This is a genomic window from Synechococcus sp. BO 8801 (assembly GCF_002252675.1).
In the GTDB taxonomy this organism is placed as follows: Bacteria; Cyanobacteriota; Cyanobacteriia; order PCC-6307; family Cyanobiaceae; genus Cyanobium.
The window spans coordinates 119220-137073 of record NZ_NQKY01000001.1; the positions used below are offsets into that span (position 1 = coordinate 119220).

Sequence of the window (17854 nt, forward strand, 5' to 3'; positions counted from 1 at the left end):
TTCAGCTCTGGTAATGGGAATCGAGCCAGCAGCGGGGCAGGGCCTCCCCGGAGGGAAAGAACAGGTCGGCCTTGGCGTACTCCTGGGGATCCTGCATCTCCTCGCCGCCGTGGAGACGGGCCTCGACCAGGGTGTCGAAGGGGTTGAACAACTGCTTGACGTTCATCACCTCCACAAGGCTGGCGTCATCGTTGTGGCGTACTTTCAAGAACATCGCCCTGCTCCGGATCTCGATACCTTCAGTCTGGTGCCACGGTGCCGGCGAAGGTAGCGAGCGTGACATTTCTCCCTCGCCGCTGCCGGGCCCTCCGCGTCTGATCTCCGTTCCATGGCCCATCACCAGATCCTGATCGTCGGCGGGGGGGCTGCGGGCCTCACCGTGGCCAGCCAGCTCAAGCGGGCCCGGCCCGGTCTGGAGATCGCCATCCTGGAGCCCTCCCCCGACCACTACTACCAACCCGGCTGGACCCTGGTGGGCGCCGGCGTCTTCACCCTCGAGCAGACGCGCCGCGCCGAGGCCGATCTGATCCCCGAGGGGGTGCGCTGGATCCGCGCCGCCGCCGCCGGCTTCGACCCGGTGGCCGGCACCGTCACCAGCAGCGACGGCGAAACGCTCCATTACGACGCGCTGGTGGTGGCCACCGGCATCAAGCTCTGCTGGGATCGGATCAAGGGTCTGCCGGAGGCCCTCGGCACGGGCGGCGTCACCAGCAACTATTCCAAGGATCTGGTCGATTACACCTGGCAGACGATCCAGGCCTTCCGCGGCGGCAACGCGATCTTCACCTTCCCCGACACGCCGATCAAGTGCGCCGGGGCGCCCCAGAAGATCATGTATCTGGCCGACGACGTCTTCAAGCGCTCGCCAGAGGTCGCGGCGGCCACCCGGGTGATCTACGCCACCGCCACACCGGGAATCTTCGCCATCCCCACCTTCGCCGAACCCCTGCGCCAGGTGGTGGCCCGCCGCGGCATCGAGCCCCACTATCAGCACACCCTCAAGGAGGTGCGTGCCGCCAGCAAGGAGGCGGTCTTCGCCGTCAAGGACGGGGACACGGTGCGCGAAGAGGTGCTTCCCTTCGGGATGCTGCACGTCACCCCGCCGATGGCGGCCCCCGATGTGGTGGCCACCAGCCCCCTGGCGGTGGCGGGTCCGGGCGGCTGGGTGGATGTGGACAAGTTCACCACCCAGCACGTGCGCCATCCCAACGTCTTCTCCCTCGGCGACGTCTCCTCGCTGCCCAACTCCAAGACCGCCGCGGCGGTGCGGGGCCAGGCGCCGGTGCTGGTGGCCAACCTGCTGGCCCACCTTGATGGCCAGCCCCTGGCGGCCCGCTACGACGGCTACGCCTGCTGCCCGCTGATCACCGGCTACGGGCGCGTGATCATGGCCGAGTTCAACTACGACGCCCAGCCCGTTCCCTCCTTCCCCCTCGATCCCACCCAGGAGCGCTGGAGCATGTGGGTGGTCAAGAAGGACGTGCTGCCCTGGATCTACTGGAACCGCATGCTCAAGGGAGCCCCCCACGAGCGGCGCTTCATGCCGGGGGCGGCGGGCTGAGGGGGCTGCCGGAAGGCTTCAGGTGACCCAGCCGTTCCTCCAGGCCGTGGAGCATCTCCAGGGCGAACATCGGCAGCTCCTGGAGCGCGAACAGGAATTCCTCCCGGTTCATCTCCAGCAGTTGCGTGTCCTGCATGGCGGTGGCTGTGCCGAAGCGCTGATGCTCGGTGCCCACCAGCGCCCCCACCCCGAAGCTGCTGCCGGGCCCCAGGATTTCACTGTCCCTGCCACCGGCCCAGTCGATCCGTACCGCGCCATCGACGATGCCGAAAACGGAGTCGCCCGCCTCACCGGCCCGGAAGATCACCTCCCCGGCGGCGATGGTCCTCAGCTCCCTGTCCTGGGCCAGGAGCCGCATGGTGGTGAGGGCGCCTGAGGAGGGGGAGGTCATGGGGGACTCCGGGAGTCATCCACCATGCTGACGGACGGTTAAGGATCCGTTGGCATGGGCGCTGCCCGCCATGGCCACCGGGGAGGGCGTCACGTCCCAGATTCTGCGGGCGTACTCACCGATGGCCCGATCGGAGGAGAAGAAGCCGCTGCGGGCGGTGTTCAGCAGGGCCATCTGATTCCAGCGGCTGCGGTCCGCCCAGGTGGCGCTGACGCTGGCCTGGGCCTGCAGGTAGGAGGCGAAGTCGGCCAGCACGAAGAACGGGTCGCTCCCCTGCAGCTGGTCCGTCAGGGGCCGGAAGCGGTCCGTGTCCCCCTGGCTGAAGTGCCCCCGGCCGATCAGGTCGAACACCTCCGCCAGCAGGGGATCGGCCGCGATCCATTCCCAGGGCCTGTAGTGGCCGTGCAGCTGGGCGATCCCTTCGGTGGTGCGCCCGAAGAGGAAGAAGTTGTCGTCGCCGACCTGCTCGCGGATCTCGACGTTGGCGCCATCGAGGGTGCCGATGGTGAGGGCGCCGTTCATCATGAATTTCATGTTGCCGGTGCCGGAGGCCTCGAGGCCGGCGGTGGAGATCTGCTCGGAGAGGTCGGCGGCGGGGTAGACGCGCTCCCCGAGCTTGACGTTGTAGTCGGCGAGGAAGATGACCCGCAGGCGGCCGTCCATGTCGGGATCGGCGTTGACGACGTCGGCGATGCCGTTGATGAAGCGGATGATCAGCTTGGCCATGGCATAGCCGGGGGCCGCCTTGCCGCCGAAGATCACGGTGCGGGGGGCCATGCCGCCCGCGAGGCCGTTCTTGATGCGCAGGTACTGGGCGATCACCTGGAGGGCATTGAGGTGCTGGCGCTTGTACTCGTGGATGCGCTTCACCTGCACGTCGAAGAGGCTGTCCGGGTCGACGGCCAGCTCCAGCTCCCGCTGGATGTAGCCGGCCAGGCGTTGCTTGGCGGTCCGCTTGCACTGGCCCCAGCGTTCCAGGAAGGCCCCGTCGTGCTGCAGCTCCTCCAGGCGACGGAGCGACTGGGGCCAGGCGGGCCAGTCGGGGCCGATGGCCTCGCAGAGCAGGGCGTGCAGGGAGGGATGGGCCAGGGCGACCCAGCGCCTGGGGGTGACGCCGTTGGTGACGTTGGTGAACTTCTCGGGCCAGAGGGCGGCGAATTCGGGGAAGAGGTCCTGCTTGACCAGGGCGCTGTGGAGGGCGGCGACGCCGTTGACTTGGTGGGAGCCGACGGTGGCGAGGTGGGCCATGCGGACGGCCCGCTCGCCCGATTCATCGATGATCGAGAGGCGGCGCAGCACGGCGTCGTTGCCGGGGTACTTGAGGCGCACCTGCTGGAGGAAGCGGCGGTTGATCTCGAAGATCAGCTCGAGGTGGCGGGGCAGCAGGGACCCGAAGAGATCGAGGCCCCACTTTTCGAGGGCCTCGGGCAGGAGGGTGTGGTTGGTGTAGGAGAGGCAGGCGGTGGTGATGGCCCAGGCGGTGTCCCACTCCAGGTGCTTGTCGTCGAGGAGCAGCCGCATCAGCTCGGCGACGGCGATCGAGGGGTGGGTGTCGTTGAGCTGGATGGCCCAGTGCTCGGGGAACTCCTGGACGGGAATGCCACGGGCCTCGAGGCTGCGGATCATGTCCTGCAGCGAGCAGCTGACGAAGAAGTGCTGCTGCATCAGCCGCAGGCGCCGCCCAGCATCGGTGCCGTCGTTGGGATAGAGCACTTTCGAGAGGGTCTCCGAGCCCACCTTCTGTTCCACGGCGCCGTAGAAATCGCCGCTGTTGAAGGTCTGGAAGTCGAAGGATTCGGTGGCATCGGCGCGCCAGAGGCGCAGCCGGTTGCAGGTGTTGACCCGGTAGCCCAGCACCGGCACGTCGTGGGGGACGCCGATGGCGAGCTCGGCGGGGATCCAGCGCACCCGGTAGGCGCCGTTTTCGTCACGTTGGCTCTCGGTGCGGCCACCGAAGCCCACCACACAGGATTTCCCGGGCTGGACGATTTCCCAGGGCCAGCCCCCCTTGAGCCACTTGTCGGTGATCTCCACCTGGCGGCCGTCGCGGATGATCTGGTCGAAGATGCCGAACTCGTAGCGGATGCCGTAACCGGTGGCGGGGACCTCGAGGGTGGCGAGGGATTCGAGGAAGCAGGCGGCCAGACGGCCGAGGCCGCCATTGCCCAGGCCGGGTTCTTCTTCCACATCGAGGATCGCTTCGATGTCGTCGATGCCGAACTGGCGCAGGGCCTCGGCGGCCTCCTGCTGGATGCCGAGCATCAGCAGGTTGTTGCCGAGCTGGGGGCCGATCAGGAACTCGGCCGAGAGGTAGGCGACGATCCGCCTGGGGTGGGCGTCGATGGCCTCGGTACCGGCCAGGTAGCGGGTCATCAGCCGGTCCCGCACGGCGTAGCTGAGCGCCATGTAGAGGTCGTGGCGGTCGGCTTTCTGCACCCGCCGGCCGAGGGAATAGAGCAGGTGCTCGATCAGGCCGTCGAGCAGATCCTGCGCCGTCAGGCCGTTGCGCTGGGGATCGGTGTAGGCGCCAGCTTCGGGGAGACCCATCACGTTGGCCAGGGTGCTTGTCATGCTGGATGGTCACGGCACCCCTCGACCATCACCAGGGAGGGTTAAGACCCGGGGAACGCAGGAATCCCCTCACCTTGGGAAGATGGGGGGGCCTGCCCAGCTCCCATTTCCGACCCTGCAGCCCAGTCCGGGGTGGCCCCCGCGCCGCTGTCCGCTCCCGGGGCGTCCAGCCAGCGGGAGGGGTCGGTGCTGATCTGTGGCCTCGGATCCCTGGGCCAGGCCTGCCTGCTGCGCCTGCTGCCCTTCGATGTGCCGTTGCGGTGTCTGGATCGTGAGCGACCGGACTGGCGCGATCCGCGCCTGGAGGAACGCTTCGGCTCCACCCTGGTGCTGGGTGACATGCGCCTGCCCCACGTGCTCGCGCAGGCCGGGGTCGCGTCGGCCCGCGCCGTGCTGCTGCTGAGCACCGAGAGCACGGTGAACGTGGAGGCGGCCCTGCAGGTGAGGCTGCTGAATCCCACGGCGGACCTGGTGGTGCGCTCCTCCGGCCAGCTGGCCAGCCTCGGGGCCCTGCTTGAGGAGCGCCTGCCGGGGGTGGCCGTGGTCGATCCCCTGCTGCTCACGGCCGGGGCCATCACCGAGGCCCTCCGGCCCGGCGACCAGGAGGCCTGCTTCCGGGTGGATGGTGAGTCCTATCTGGTGGTGGAGGGAAACGACCCGGCCCGCCGGCAGCGGCGCAGCCTGCGCCAGGACGGCGCGGATCCGGTCCGGCCCCTGCAGGTGGTGCCGATGGCCTCGCACCACCACCGTGCCGCCGAGGCCGTTCCCGCCGCCCGGGTCCAGGGCCGCTGGCTGGCCCTGGGGCGCAGCCTGGGGGCCCCGCTGCGGCGGTGGCGGCAGTGCAGCCCGCTCCAGCAGGCGGGGCTGCTGGTGATCCTGGCCCTGATGGCCCTGGGGCTGGCCCTGTTCTCTGCTGGTGGCGGCTGGAGGCAGGGGGTGTTTGTCACCCTGGCGCTGTTGCTGGGGGAGTTCGTCGATCCGGTCAACGTGATGCTGCCCCCGGGGGACGGCATCGCCGCAGCGGCCCCCTGGCTGATCGGCGTCACCCTGCTGTATTCCCTGATCGGGACGCTGCTCACCTCCGCCCTGGTGGCCGTGATCCTGGAACGGCTGCTGCGGGAGCGCTTCGGCCTGGGCCGTCCCGGACGCTTCCGGCGGGGCAGCCGCTGGATCCTGCTGGCGGAGGGGGAGGAACTTGCCGCGCGGGTGGCCGACAACCTGGTCAGGGATGGCCTGCAGGTGCTGCGGATCGATCCGCGACCCGGGCCGGCGCTGCAGCGGCCGGGCCTGGTGATCGTCCAGCGCTGGGAGGCGGCCCTCGCCGCGCTGCAGCACTGCCGGCTGGAGGGGATCGGCCTGCTCTCCGTCGATCTGCTGGCCAACCTGCAGGAGACCTTCCAGCTGCAGAAGTCCTGGCCCGACGCCCGTTACGCGATCCTCTCCCATGCGGTCGAGGCGGCCGAGCGTCTCGGGGACCTGCTGGGCGGCGTGGCGGTGATCTCCAGCATGGACCTGGTGGCCGATGCGGTCGTGGCCACGGCGTTCGGCGAACGGGTGGAGGAGATCTGCCGGATTGATGGGGCCAACCATCTGCTGGTGCGGTACCGGATCCGCCAGGGCGATGGCCTGCTGGGGCTGAACCTCAGCCGGGTCGAGCAGGGCTACGGCGTCACCACCATCCACCTGCTGCGTCGCGGCCGCCGATCCCCCCTGGTGCTGCCGTCCCTCGATCTGGTCCTGGCGGCGGGGGATGAACTGGTGGTGCTGGCCACCCTGCGCCAGCTGCGGCGGATCGAGCTGGGCTGCCCGGATCCGCCCCGATGGCGCCTGCGCCTCCAGGGCTCCCCCCGGCCGGAGGGCCATTTCACCGCGCTCCAGTCCCTGGCCCGGCACCTGGGGGGCGCCCCCGGGGCGATGGCCCCGCTGCTGGACGGTGGGGAGCACCTCACCCCGGCCCTCGACAGGGAGCTGGCCGAACAGCTGGCGGAGGACCTGCGCCGCCAGGGCCTGCACTGCGCTGTGGAAGCGGTTGCCGTGGGTGACGCTGTGGCCAGCGAGGGCCTGCGGCCGTGAAGGACCCCACGGCTGCCCCGGCCCCCTGGCTGCTTGAGACGTTGCGGGACCTCAGGGCCACCCTTGAGCGCATCGAAGTGGAGGAGGCCGCCTGCCTGGAGGCCATTCACCCCGACCACCGGGCCAGTGCCCGCAACCTGCTGCACGCCATGGCCTTCCATCGCCATGCCCATCCGGGCCTGCCGAAGGCGCTGCGGCACAGGGGCCTGTCTCCCCTCACCGATGGCGATGCCCCCCTGCTGGCCAGCCTGGAGGCGGTGATCACCGCCCTCGAAGCGCTCGAAGGTCTGGGCCCCTCGGCGGCGGCGGCGCAGGACCAGCCGGGCGGCCCCCCTGGCCTGGGCGGTCCCGATCTGCTGGGGCGGCGCTGCGACCGGTTGTTCGGAGCCCTGGCCGCGGCGGGCGGCGCTGGAACCATGGTCACCCTGCCGGCGGAGGCGGCCAAGCGCCCTGCCCTGGTCGCCGATCTGCTGGCGGCGGGGATGACCATCGCCCGCATCGATTGCGCCCATGACGACCCCGTGGTCTGGGGCCGGATGGTGGACGCGCTCAGAGCGGCCCGGGCGGCCAGCGGCCGCCCCTGTGCGATCGCCATGGATCTGGCGGGCCCGAAGCTGCGCACCGGCCAGCTGGCCCTCCAGCCCGCGGTGATCCGCGCCCGTCCCCCCCGCGACCGGATGGGGCGCCCCACCCAACCGGTGCGGATCCTGGCGGTGTCGCCGGGAGCCTTGCCCCGGCTGCAGGACACGGACGCCGTGCTGCTGCCGGCGCGACTGTCGAAGGCGAAGCGGCTGAAGCAGGGGAATCGCCTGCAGGGGCGGGATGCCTCCGGCCGCCGCCGCACCCTCCAGGTGGTTCGACGTGGCCCCGATGGGGTTCTGCTGCTGCAGGCCGACAAGACCTGCCACTTCACCTCCGGCCTGGTGTTCCGCCAGCGGCATGGCAAAGCCCGGCTGCGGGTCGGTCCGCTGGCGCCGGTGAGCGGCGAACGGCTGCTGCGCCCGGGCGATGCCATCCGTCTGACGCCTGAGCCGGACCAGGGCGCCGGCACGCTCCCCTGCACCCTGCCGGAGGTGTTCGTCGATCTGCGCCGCGGTGAGCGGGTGCTCTTCGACGATGGCCGCATCGGCGCCGTGGTCCGGAGGGTGTCAGCCCGGGAGGTGCGGCTCAAGGTCACCACGGCCCGGGCCAGGGGCAGCCGGCTCCGTTCCGACAACAGGATCCATTTCCCCGACAGTGACCTGCGCACGCCGGCCCTCACCGCCAAGGACATCGAGGATCTGGCGTTCGTGACACGGCACGCCGACATGGTCAACTCGTCCTTCGTGCACCGGGAGTCCGACATCCAGACCCTGCGCCAGTGCCTGGAGGACCGTGGCCGGGGTGATCTGGCGGTGATGCTCAGGATCGAAACCCGCCAGGCCTTTCTCAACTTGCCCGGTCTGCTGCTGGCGGCCATGGCCCACGGCGCCCCGGTGGCCGTGATGATCGCCCGGAGCGATCTGGCGATCGAGTGCGGCTGGGAGTCCCTGGCTCCGATTCAGGAGGAGATCCTGCGGATCTGCGGCGCGGCGCACGTGCCCTGCCTCTGGACCACCCTGACGGTGCTGGAGGGGATCGGGGCCCGCACAACCGGCGACCCCAGCCAGCCCCTGCTCACCTGCCTGGCGTTCCGGAGCAACTGTGAAGGGGGCAACCCGCTGCCGTGAGCCTGCCCCTGGGAAGCCTGCCCCTGGGAATCAGCGGAAAGGATTCAGTCCGTGGATTCGTCGAAGAGGGAACTGCGGGTGAATTTGAGGCCTTTCCAGATCTTCTTGATTTTCGCGTAGGCCTCGTCCTGGCTCATCTTGCCGTTGGCCTGCAGGCCGACGATCAACCCCACCTGGTCGGCGAAGGACTCCAGATTCTGATGAAACATCAGCCGCTCCGGGCTCCAGTCGCTGCCGCGGTAGCTGCCATGGGCTTCCATGGGCGACTGGACATCCCGTTCCTGCCGGCCGAGTTCGGGGTTGGATGATCCCGTGGAGGGCTGGTTGGTCAACGAATCGTCAAGAGCAATGGCTTAACCTAGCCAGCCAGCCTTAAGACTCCGTAAAGGCCAGGGGCCAGCCCCAAAACCCCAGCCACGCCTGCCATACCCACCATCGGGCCGTTGCGGTTGAATCGTGGCAACAACCGGAAGTCCCGTGGTGCGACTCACCCCAGGGGCGCTGAATTCCCAGCGCCTGGAGCAGCGTCCGGCCGGTCTGCCCACCCATCTCTATGTCCATGGCGGGCTCGGGCCCACCCGGGCCGATGCGGTGCTGTTCCTGGATTCCGGGCCGGTGCGCACCCCCTCCCCCGCCATCGAGCGGCTGGCCAGCCTGCGCCAGGCCGGCACCCCCCTGTGGCTGCGCCTGCAGGGGCTTGGTGATCGCCGTTACATCCAGCAGCTGCTCGATCGCCTCGAGGTGCCGGCGGTCTTGCTGGCCCCCCTGCTGGAGGTGCCCCAGCGCCCCCAGGTGAACGGACTGGAGGATGTGCTGCTGGTGGTGCTGCACCGGCTCAGCTTCGCCAAGGACCCGGCCCATCTGGTCAGTGAGCAGGTGGGTCTGGTGCTGCTGCCCGGCCTGCTGATCACCCTGGAGGAGGGCTGCGGCGGGGATCCCTTCCCGGATCTCACCGAATGGCTGTTGTCCAAGTCGGGGTCCCTGGCCGACCGGGACCTGGACGACATCCTGCACTTCGTCATCGATGACCTGCTCGATGATCTGTTCCCGATGCTGGAGGCGATGTCCCAGCGGCTGGATGCGCTGGAGGAATCCTCCCTGCGCAATCCCCGCCCCCTGATCCTGCGCCGTTCCTACGAATTCAGGAGCAATCTGCGCATCATCCGCACCTTGATCTGGCCGTTGCGCCATCAGATCAGGCTGCTGCTCCGCCAGCGCCAGCGGCTGCTGGGCACCGAGGCCCTGGAGGGCTTCCGGGATATGGCCGAACTGGTGGATCAGCTGTTCGAGGCCTGCGGGTCGCTGCGGGGTCAGTGCGATGCCATCACCCAGTCCTATGCGGCCAGTGTGGGCAACAGGATGAACCAGGTGATGAAGACCCTCACCATCCTCACCAGCATCTTCGCGCCGCTCACGTTCATCGTTGGCGTCTACGGCATGAACTTCGAGTTCATGCCCGAGCTGAAATGGCGCCATGGTTACGCGTTTGTCATGTTGCTGATGCTCCTGATCGCCACGGTGCAGGCCTGGTGGTTGTGGCGGCGGGGCTGGTTCCAGGACTGGACGGGCCAGGGCTGAGCTGGCGCCCACAATCTGTCCTTAACCCAACCCCTCGGCTTGCTGGTGCAGGATCGGCGCAGCGTCCTTTCTTCGCTGGTCTCGAACCATGGTCCTGAAGCTTCCTGCGACAGTCCGGTCGAGGGGCGTGATGGCTTTCAGTGGACTGGGTGCCCTCCTCGGCGTCGGGCTGACGCCATGGCTGGCCCTGGTGCCCGCCGAGGCCCAGACGGGGACGGCTCCGGTGGTGCGCATCGAGGGCTCCAGCACGGTGTTCCCCATCCTGGAGGAGGCCGCCAAGGCCTTCCAGAAACGCCAGGGTTCGCCGGTGTCCATCGCCCTGAAGGAGACGGGCAGCTCGGCTGGCATGCGCAGGTTCTGCCGCGGCGAGATTCCGATCAGCAACTCCTCCCGTCCGATCAGCTCCAGGGAGCTGAAGGCCTGTGCCGCCAAGGGGGTCACCTTCATTGAACTGCCGCTGGCCTTCGATGCCATTTCGGTGGTGGTCCATCCCAGCAACAGCTGGGCCAGCCGCATCAGCACGGCCGAGCTCTCCACCCTGTGGAACCGCAAGGCCCAGGGACGCATCAAGCGGTGGAAGCAGGTGAACGCCTCCTGGCCGGATCGGCCGATCAATCTGTGTGGCCCGGGGGCTGACTCAGGAACGTTTGATTACTTCAACAAGGCCATCAATGGGGATTCTCGCAATTCCCGCACCGATTACACCGCCAGTGAAGATGATAACGTTCTGGTAAGTTGTGTTGAGAAGAATCCTCTGGCGCTGGGCTATTTCGGCTTTTCCTATTATCGTGCTCAGGCTGCCAGGTTGAAGGCGCTCGCTATCACGGGTCCCAAGGGAACCTGGCCGCCGACCGTCGACAACGTGCAGCAGGAGCGCTACGTGCCTCTCTCGCGACCCTTGTTCGTCTACATCAACGACAAGGATCTGAGGGATCGGCCCGAGGTGCGTCGCTTCATCACCTTCACGGTCCAGGGTGGGTTGCGTTTCAGCGAGCGGGCCGGTGTGATCCCCCTGCCTCCGGACACCTATCGTGTTGTTGAATCCAAGCTTTATCGCCACTTGATCGGCACCTCCTTCGGGGGCGATCTGCCCGTCGGGCTCTCGATCAACGAAGCGATCCGGCGCAGCTTCCAGCAGATCCGTTCGAAAACACCCCGCTGAGGCCTCCGGCCCCTCCCATGGCCAGCCCGCACGATGATCACCCGTTCAGCAATGGAGCGTTTGCCGTCGATCTGATCGGGCGCTTCACCCACAAGCTCGCGTCGCTGCAGGGGCCCGTGCTCGCCGACAACGATCCCGAACCCCTGCATCAGATGCGGGTGGCGCTGCGGCGGCTGCGCACCTGCCTGCACCAGTTCGGCCCCGCCCTGCAGCTGCCCAAGGCCGTCGCTGACCCCCGCCTGGCCAAGACCGTGCGCCGGCTCGGCATGGCGCGGGACCTGGATGTGCTCAGGGATCGGCTGGAGAAGGATCTGATGCCCGAGCTTCCCGAGACGGAACAACGGGCTCTCAAGCCCGTGTTGAAGCAACTCCGGCGTGAACGGGCCCTGGCCTATGAGCAGGTGGTCACCACCCTCCAGAGCAGCGGCTACCTGAAGCTGCTGTCCCAGCTGCAGGGTTGGCTGCGCCATCCCGAGTTCACGCGGCTGGGGGAGCTGCCGCTGCTGGCCTGGACCCTGGAGTGGCAGGCCCCGATGATCGCCGGGCTGTTCCAGCATCCGGGTTGGTTCATCCTCAAACAGGAGGGGGACATGGAGCGGGTCCACGACCTGCGCAAACGACTCAAGACCGCCCGTTACGGACTCGAGAATCTCGGGGCCGTCACCGGCTCACGCTGCCGGCAGTGGGTGGCTGAACTGAGGGAGCTGCAGGAACTGCTCGGAGAACTCAACGATCTCCATGTCCTGGAGAGGGCGATCGATGATCAGTTGCCGGCCGGACTGGCCAGGAGCCTGCCGGATCTGGAGGCCCTGTTGCGCCGGAGGGCCCAGGTCTGCTGGGACCAGTGGCGGCAGCGAGCCGATGGGTTGATCCTCCCCGAACGCCGGCGCAGCCTCTCGATGGCGCTCTGGCTCGAACGTCGTTCCGACAGCCACCCGGAAGCGCCCCCGCTGGCCCTCGCCTTACCGAGCTCTTAACCAAAGCACTACCAGCCCTTTGCCCGTCCGGCGGGTGTCGCTGCATACAGTTCGCTGCATCCGATGCGCTTTCCCCGATGGTATTCACGCCCTCCCGTGAATCCGGCAGCAAGGATGGATTCCGAGAACTTCTTGAAGCGAACTACCAGAAACGCAGTCTGGTTCATGTCAGCGCCGGGAGCCATGTACCGCTGCTGAAGAACAACGTCTGGCTCGTCGTTCGCGGCATGGTGAAGCTCAGCGCCATCACCATTCACGGCGACGACATGCTGCTCGGTCTGGCCGGCCCCAACGAGCCGTTCGGCGATCCCCTCAATGGCGTCGAGGCCTACGCCGCCACCACCCTGGCCGACACCGACCTGCTCTGCCTCAGCTGCAGCGAGATCCGCCAGGACGGCACCCTGGCCGTGGCCATGCTGGAGGCCCTCGGCCAGCGCATCCAGCAGAGCCAGGCCCTGCTCGCCCTGATGGGTCTCAAACGCGTCGATGAACGGGTGCGTGGCTTCCTCGAACTGCTGGCCAGCGAGTACGGCCAGCCCTGCGAATCGGGCCTGCGCCTCAACCTGCGCCTCACCCACCAGGAGGTGGCCAGCGCCCTGGCGACCACACGGGTCACCGTCACGCGCGTGATCGGCACCCTGCGCGACGAGGGCTGGTTGCAGCTCGACAGCCAGCGGCGTCTGGTGGTCAGCTATCTGCCACGGCGTTGAGACAGTTCTGGGGTCTGCCCGCTGCGGACGCCGATAATGCCGTCATGCACCCCCCTCTCCTGGTCGTCGAGGACGACGACACGATCCGCGAGACCATTCGCGACGTCCTCGTTCTGGAGGGGTTTTCGGTCACGGCCTGCGGAAACGGCCGGGAGGCCCTGCGCACCCTCCAGGAATGCCCTCCGGGGGAGGAATTCTCCCTGGTGGTGCTTGATCTGATGCTGCCCGGGCTGGGGGGCCTGGATCTCTGCCGCCAGCTGCGCTCCGCCGGCAACCAGACCCCCATTCTGGTGGTCAGCGCCCGCGACAGCGAGACCGACCGGGTGCTGGGGCTGGAGGTGGGGGCCGACGACTACCTCATCAAGCCCTTCGGCCTGCGGGAGCTGGTGGCCCGCTGCCGCGCCCTGATGCGCCGCAGCCGTTCGGTGGAGGTGGCCGCCAAGGTGCTCCAGCACGCCAACCTCAGCCTGTACCCCGAGGAATGCCGCGTCACCCGCGACGGCCTCGAGGTCAACCTCTCGCCCAAGGAATACCGGCTCCTGGAGCTGTTCATGCAGCACCCCCGCCGCGTCTGGAGCCGCGACAAGCTGCTGGAGCGGGTCTGGGGCTACGACTATTTCGGCGACAGCAAGACCGTCGACGTCCACATCCGCTGGCTGCGGGAGAAGCTGGAGGCCAACCCTTCGGCGCCCGAGCACCTGATCACCGTCCGGGGCTTCGGCTACCGCTTCGGCTGAATGGGGGTTCTGCTGGCGGGGCTGCTGGGGCTGGCCCTGGGTTGGCTGCTGGCGCGCCGCACCAGCCGGCCCGGCCGGGCCCGTTCCGGCCTGTGGCACCGCCAGCTGCTGCGCTGGATCGGGGAGGCCCCCGATGGCTGGCTGATCCTCGACAGCGGCGACCGCATCCAGCTCATCAACCAGCGGGCCGAACGGCTGCTGGAGGCCCCCGGAGCGGGACTGCGGCGCCAGGAACCCCTCGATCGGGTCTGCAGCTCGCCCGAGCTGCTGGAGGTGGTCCGCAACGCCCGCCGGCGGGAGCGTCCCCAGCGCCTCGACTGGGAGCTTGGCGAGCAGCAGCTGGCCGTGTTCGTCCTGCCCGGGGACGATGGCTGGGTGGCGCTGCTGCTCCAGAGTCGTCGTTCCCTCGAAGCCCAGCTGGAGCAGCAGGAGCGCTGGGTGAGCGATGTGGCCCACGAGCTCAAGACGCCCCTGACGGCCCTGCTGCTGGTGGGTGACAGCCTGGCCGCCCACGTCAACGACGCCAATGTGGTGCTGGTGGAACGGCTGCAGCGGGAGCTGCTGCGGCTGCAGCGGCTCGTGGGCGACCTGATGGAGCTCTCCCGGCTGGAGAACACCCTGCCCGAGGGGGTGCGCCTGCGCAGCCGTGTCGATCTGCCCCAGCTGGTGCAGCAGGTCTGGCTCGGTCTGCGGCCCCTGGCCGAGCGGCGTTCCATCCGCCTGGAGCTCATTGCCGAGGGCGAACTGGCGGTGCTGGGGGATGGCTCCCGGCTGCACCGGGCCGTCCTCAACCTGCTGGACAATGCCCTGCGCTACAGCCCGGAGGAGGGCACCGTGTGGGTGGAGATCGAAGCGACGGCGGGCTGGTGCCTGCTGTCGGTGCGCGACGAAGGCCCCGGGCTCAGTGAGGACGACCTCGAGCACATGTTCGAGCGCTTCTACCGCGGTGATCCGTCCCGGGTGCGCAGCGACCGGGGCGGCAGCGGGCTGGGTCTGGCGATCGTCCAGCAGATCGCCGTCACCCATGGCGGCCGCATCCAGGCGTCCAACCATCCCGGGGGCGGGGCGTTGATGGAACTGCTGCTCCCTGCGGTGGCCTGAGATGGGGTGGCCTGAGATGGGAAGGACAGCTCCCGGAGCCGCGGGCCGGATGGCGGCGGTGGCCGACCCGGTGATCGCCCAGGTGGGGGCCCTGATGCGCCAGCGCCCGGACGCCCTCTCCCTGGCGCAGGGCATGGTCAGCTGGGGGCCACCGGAGGCGGTGCGCCAGGCCGTCGGCCGGTCGCTGCTGGAGGCCGACCGGCGGCTCGACCGCTACGGGCCGGTGCAGGGCGAGGAGGCCCTGCTGGAGGCGGTCCGGCGGGAGCTCACCGAGGTGCGGGGGCTGGATCTGGAGGGCAGCGACCTGCTGGTGACCGCCGGCAGCAACATGGCCTTCCACGCCATCGCCCAGGTGCTCTGCGACCCGGGCGACGAGGTGCTGCTGCCGCTGCCCTTCTATTTCAACCACGCCATGGCGATCCGCCTGGCCGGTGGCGTGCCCGTGCCGGTGGCGGCGGGGCTGGTGCCCGACCCCGAGCGGCTGGCGGCGGCGATCACCCCCCGCACCCGCGCCATCGTGACGATCTCCCCCAGCAATCCCAGCGGCCTGGTGGCGCCGCCGGAGGTGCTGGCGGCCATCAACACCCTGTGCCACCGCCACGGGCTGGTGCACGTGAGCGACGAGGCCTATGCCGATTTCATCCATGGGACGGTGCCCCACGGAAGCCCCGGTCGGCTGCCAGGCAGCGGCGGGCACACGGTGTCCCTGTTCTCCCTCTCAAAGGCCTACGGCATGGCCGGCTGGCGGGTGGGCTACGCGGCGGTTCCCCGCCAGCTGATGGGGGCCCTGGCCAAGGTGCAGGACACGGTGCTGATCTGTCCGCCCCAGGTGAGCCAGCAGGCGGCTCTGGCGGCCCTGGAGGCCGGTCCGGCCTGGTGCCGGCCCCACATCGCTGCCCTGGGCGAGCGGCGCCGGCAGCTGTTCGAGGCGGTGGCGGCGGCCCGTGCCGGCGGCCAGGCGCTGGAGCTGCTGGGCCCCCCCGACGGCGCCTTCTATGGCCTGCTGCGGTTCCCCTGCGCTCTGGGGGGTGAGCCGCTGATGCGCCATCTGGTGCTGGGGCACGGGGTGGCCGCCCTGCCGGGTGACAGCTTCGGCCTGCCGCCGGCCGGCGGCCAGGCCCTGCTGCGGCTCAGCTACGGCATGCTCGACGCCACCGCCCTGGCGGAGGCCCTGGGGCGCCTGTTCGAGGCGCTGGCGGTGCTGCAGGCCAGCGGCGACTGAGCCCTGCCCCCGCTCAGGGCCTGGCGCTGGAGGTACGGCTGTCGCTGGCGGCACGGCTGTCCCCGGCGGCCGCCAGCATCCAGAGCGTGCTCCCGTCGGGCCACAGCAGCAGCATCTTGCCGCCCGCCAGCACGGCGAGGGGATCGCTGAACGGCAGGCCGGCGCTGCGGACCCTGGCCAGCGGCAACCGCCGCAGTTCCATCCCGTCCGGAGCGGGGACCATCCCGGAGGGGACCTCGCGGGTGGGCGTCGCCTGCTCCCAGAGGGCCGCAACGGCAGTGGCCTCGGCCGCCTCGAGCGGCCGGGCCTGCAGGGCCAGGGCGAGCATCCGGGTTGCCAGCTCCGCGCCCGGCCCGGAGCCGGCGCGCTCCTGGGGGGCTCCCGGTGGCGCCGGGGTGGCCGCCGCCGCCCGCTCCCGGTTCCCTGCCGTGCCGCCATCGCCGCGCCGGGGGCCGGCGACCCCGCGGCGTGGTTGCGCCGGCAGATCCATCGGCGGAGGCGGCGGCAGGGCGCTCAGCGGCGGCAGGGGCAGGGCCGTCAGGGAAGGCTCGCGTGCCTGCTGGCGGCTGAACCGCAGCAGTTCGGGGGTGTCATCCGGCGGCGTGGCGGCCACGGCGGGGGCTGTCCTGGCGGGCGGACGCAGGGCCGCCACAACAAGAAGCCCGTTCAGGGCCAGAGCCCCGAGCAGGGGCAGCCGCAGATGGCGCCAGCGGGGGAGGGGGAGGGTCTGCAGGCGGAAGACCCACGGACGGGGGAGGCTGGCTTTCATGGCAGCTGGAGCTCCAGGGGCAGGTCGGTGCGGCCCAGGCGCTCCATCAGCTGCTGCACCGCTCCCCAGGGCACATCCGGATCGGGGATCAGACGCAGGGTCGGCTGGCCAGGGCCGTCCTTGAGACCCTTCAGCACCGCGGCCAGCTGAGCGGACGGGACCGACTGGTTCCAGAGCCGCAGCCGGCCGTCGGCGCCCAGGTGCAGGCTGACGATCCCCTGGCTCGCCGGACGCTGGGCCAGCCGCTGGGGAACCAGGATCAGGGCCAGGGTCAGCAGCGCCAGTGCGGTGGCCATCGCCCCGAGCGCCGCAGCGTCCAGGGCGGCCCCCCAGGCAGGTGTCTGGCCGGTGTCGGCGTTCATGGCCCCGCCTCCGGCAGGGCCAGCCCCACCGGCTGGGGGCTGATCGAACGCAGGTGGGCCAGGGAGCGGGCCACCTCGCCCAGGGGCAGGCGGGCCGCCGGCAGGAAGTGGATCTCGCTGCCGGCCGGCTGGGAGGCCAGCAGGCCCGGCAGTCGGCCGTGGGAGACGGGTTCACCGTTCACGAACCAGCGATCGCCGGGCGCCCGCACGATCCAGAGGGCCCCCGTTAGGGAGTCGCCCCCCGGGGGCCGCAGCCGCGGCTGTCGCTGCCGGGCCAGGTCGGCCAGCGCCGCCACCGACCCGCACAGCAGCAGGGTCAACCCCACCAGGGCGGCAAGGGCGTGGTTCATGCCAGCGGTGCCCAGGGACGGCCGAGGCGCTGCAGTCGCAGGCACTGGCTGCGGCGCAGCCACTGGTTGGCGAACAGGCCGGTGCTGGCGATCAGGCTCAGGATCAGGCCCAGGGCCGTGCTGAGCAGCACCCGGCCGAAGCCAGCCAGGTTGGCCCCTGCCGGCAGCAGCAGCTGGGGGCCGAGGCTGGCGAGCACCTGCATCAGTCCGAGCACGGTGCCCACCAGCCCCAGCAGCGGCGCCAGCACGACGGCCGCCTGCAGCAGCGGTTCGCCGAAACGCATCTCCAGCTCCCAGTCCTCCAGCAGGCGCCCGGCGGCCGGTCCGCCCTGGTCAGCGAGCACCCGTTCCCACTGCTGGCGCCTCGAGGAGCGGCTGCGCCACCAGTTCCACCAGTAGCGGCCCCGGTCGATCACCACGGTCACCACGGCGATGGAGAGCAGCAGCAGCAACAGGGCGATGGGTCCATGGATCCCGGGGACCGGTGTCTTCACCCCTGGCGACGCTGCGTCCGACGGGGGCGATCGTATGGGCCGACGTCGCCCGGACGACGTGCCCCAGCTGCTTGACAGTCCCCTGGG

18 protein-coding genes are annotated in these 17854 nt (G+C 69.8%); 10 read left to right on the forward strand and 8 right to left on the reverse strand.

Features of this window, described 5'->3' with window-relative positions:
* Nucleotide 1: 1 nt before the first annotated feature.
* Nucleotides 2-214, reverse strand: coding sequence for an acetyltransferase (locus CJZ86_RS00520; protein ID WP_094584011.1), 213 nt, complete (start codon nucleotides 212-214; stop codon nucleotides 2-4).
* A 114-nt stretch (nucleotides 215-328) separates the two neighbouring features.
* On the opposite strand from CJZ86_RS00520, the gene CJZ86_RS00525 reads away from it, so the two are divergent.
* A complete protein-coding gene (locus CJZ86_RS00525) occupies nucleotides 329-1561 on the forward strand; it encodes an NAD(P)/FAD-dependent oxidoreductase (RefSeq protein WP_094584012.1) in 1233 nt (410 codons plus the stop codon).
* On the opposite strand, the gene CJZ86_RS00530 is transcribed toward CJZ86_RS00525, so the two are convergent.
* Nucleotides 1539-1952: a Crp/Fnr family transcriptional regulator gene (locus tag CJZ86_RS00530; RefSeq protein ID WP_094584013.1), complete on the reverse strand. Its 414-nt coding sequence runs from the start codon at nucleotides 1950-1952 to the stop codon at nucleotides 1539-1541. The genes CJZ86_RS00525 and CJZ86_RS00530 overlap by 23 nt on opposite strands.
* A 15-nt stretch (nucleotides 1953-1967) precedes the next feature.
* Nucleotides 1968-4523 carry a glycogen/starch/alpha-glucan phosphorylase gene (locus CJZ86_RS00535; protein ID WP_094584014.1) on the reverse strand — a complete coding sequence of 852 codons (2556 nt, stop codon included), beginning with the start codon at nucleotides 4521-4523 and terminating at the stop codon, nucleotides 1968-1970.
* 132 nt (nucleotides 4524-4655) lie between these two features.
* On the opposite strand from CJZ86_RS00535, the gene CJZ86_RS00540 reads away from it, so the two are divergent.
* Together CJZ86_RS00540 and CJZ86_RS00545 are read left to right on the forward strand one after the other, a co-directional pair.
* Nucleotides 4656-6596: an NAD-binding protein gene (locus CJZ86_RS00540; protein ID WP_094584015.1), complete on the forward strand. Its 1941-nt coding sequence runs from the start codon at nucleotides 4656-4658 to the stop codon at nucleotides 6594-6596.
* Nucleotides 6593-8305 (forward strand): pyruvate kinase, encoded by a 1713-nt coding sequence (locus CJZ86_RS00545; protein WP_094584016.1) that lies wholly within the window; start codon nucleotides 6593-6595, stop codon nucleotides 8303-8305. The genes CJZ86_RS00540 and CJZ86_RS00545 overlap by 4 nt, the downstream gene beginning before the upstream one ends.
* Nucleotides 8306-8349: 44 nt before the next feature.
* Here CJZ86_RS00545 and CJZ86_RS00550 read toward each other — a convergent pair whose 3' ends face one another.
* Nucleotides 8350-8637: a DUF7219 family protein gene (locus CJZ86_RS00550; RefSeq protein ID WP_353615195.1), complete on the reverse strand. Its 288-nt coding sequence runs from the start codon at nucleotides 8635-8637 to the stop codon at nucleotides 8350-8352.
* A 148-nt stretch (nucleotides 8638-8785) separates the two neighbouring features.
* On the opposite strand from CJZ86_RS00550, the gene corA reads away from it, so the two are divergent.
* From corA to CJZ86_RS00585, 7 genes are all read left to right on the forward strand, one after another.
* Nucleotides 8786-9883 (forward strand): magnesium/cobalt transporter CorA, encoded by a 1098-nt coding sequence (gene corA, locus CJZ86_RS00555; protein ID WP_233133746.1) that lies wholly within the window; start codon nucleotides 8786-8788, stop codon nucleotides 9881-9883.
* A gap of 130 nt (nucleotides 9884-10013) precedes the next feature.
* Nucleotides 10014-11045 (forward strand): PstS family phosphate ABC transporter substrate-binding protein, encoded by a 1032-nt coding sequence (locus CJZ86_RS00560; RefSeq protein ID WP_094584018.1) that lies wholly within the window; start codon nucleotides 10014-10016, stop codon nucleotides 11043-11045.
* A 17-nt stretch (nucleotides 11046-11062) separates the two neighbouring features.
* Nucleotides 11063-12022: a CHAD domain-containing protein gene (locus CJZ86_RS00565; protein WP_094584019.1), complete on the forward strand. Its 960-nt coding sequence runs from the start codon at nucleotides 11063-11065 to the stop codon at nucleotides 12020-12022.
* Between the two features lie 77 nt (nucleotides 12023-12099).
* Nucleotides 12100-12732 carry a Crp/Fnr family transcriptional regulator PtrA gene (gene ptrA, locus CJZ86_RS00570; protein WP_094584020.1) on the forward strand — a complete coding sequence of 211 codons (633 nt, stop codon included), beginning with the start codon at nucleotides 12100-12102 and terminating at the stop codon, nucleotides 12730-12732.
* A 44-nt stretch (nucleotides 12733-12776) separates the two neighbouring features.
* Entirely contained in the window at nucleotides 12777-13469 is a 693-nt protein-coding gene (locus tag CJZ86_RS00575) for a response regulator transcription factor (RefSeq protein ID WP_094584021.1), read from the forward strand.
* Complete coding sequence (locus CJZ86_RS00580) at nucleotides 13470-14570, forward strand: sensor histidine kinase (RefSeq protein ID WP_094584022.1); 1101 nt, start codon at nucleotides 13470-13472, stop codon at nucleotides 14568-14570.
* 49 nt (nucleotides 14571-14619) lie between these two features.
* Complete coding sequence (locus tag CJZ86_RS00585; RefSeq protein ID WP_094584023.1) at nucleotides 14620-15792, forward strand: aminotransferase class I/II-fold pyridoxal phosphate-dependent enzyme; 1173 nt, start codon at nucleotides 14620-14622, stop codon at nucleotides 15790-15792.
* 13 nt (nucleotides 15793-15805) lie between these two features.
* On the opposite strand, the gene CJZ86_RS00590 is transcribed toward CJZ86_RS00585, so the two are convergent.
* From CJZ86_RS00590 to CJZ86_RS00605, 4 genes are read right to left on the reverse strand one after another with little or no spacing between them, the layout of a single operon-like run.
* Nucleotides 15806-16561 carry a hypothetical protein gene (locus CJZ86_RS00590; RefSeq protein WP_094584024.1) on the reverse strand — a complete coding sequence of 252 codons (756 nt, stop codon included), beginning with the start codon at nucleotides 16559-16561 and terminating at the stop codon, nucleotides 15806-15808.
* Entirely contained in the window at nucleotides 16558-16923 is a 366-nt protein-coding gene (locus tag CJZ86_RS00595) for an ExbD/TolR family protein (RefSeq protein ID WP_094584025.1), read from the reverse strand. The genes CJZ86_RS00590 and CJZ86_RS00595 overlap by 4 nt, the downstream gene beginning before the upstream one ends.
* Complete coding sequence (locus CJZ86_RS00600) at nucleotides 16920-17273, reverse strand: hypothetical protein (RefSeq protein WP_094584026.1); 354 nt, start codon at nucleotides 17271-17273, stop codon at nucleotides 16920-16922. The genes CJZ86_RS00595 and CJZ86_RS00600 overlap by 4 nt, the downstream gene beginning before the upstream one ends.
* Entirely contained in the window at nucleotides 17270-17767 is a 498-nt protein-coding gene (locus CJZ86_RS00605) for a MotA/TolQ/ExbB proton channel family protein (RefSeq protein WP_094584027.1), read from the reverse strand. Before CJZ86_RS00605 ends, CJZ86_RS00600 begins: the two co-directional genes overlap by 4 nt.
* Between the last annotated feature and the right edge of the window lie 87 nt (nucleotides 17768-17854).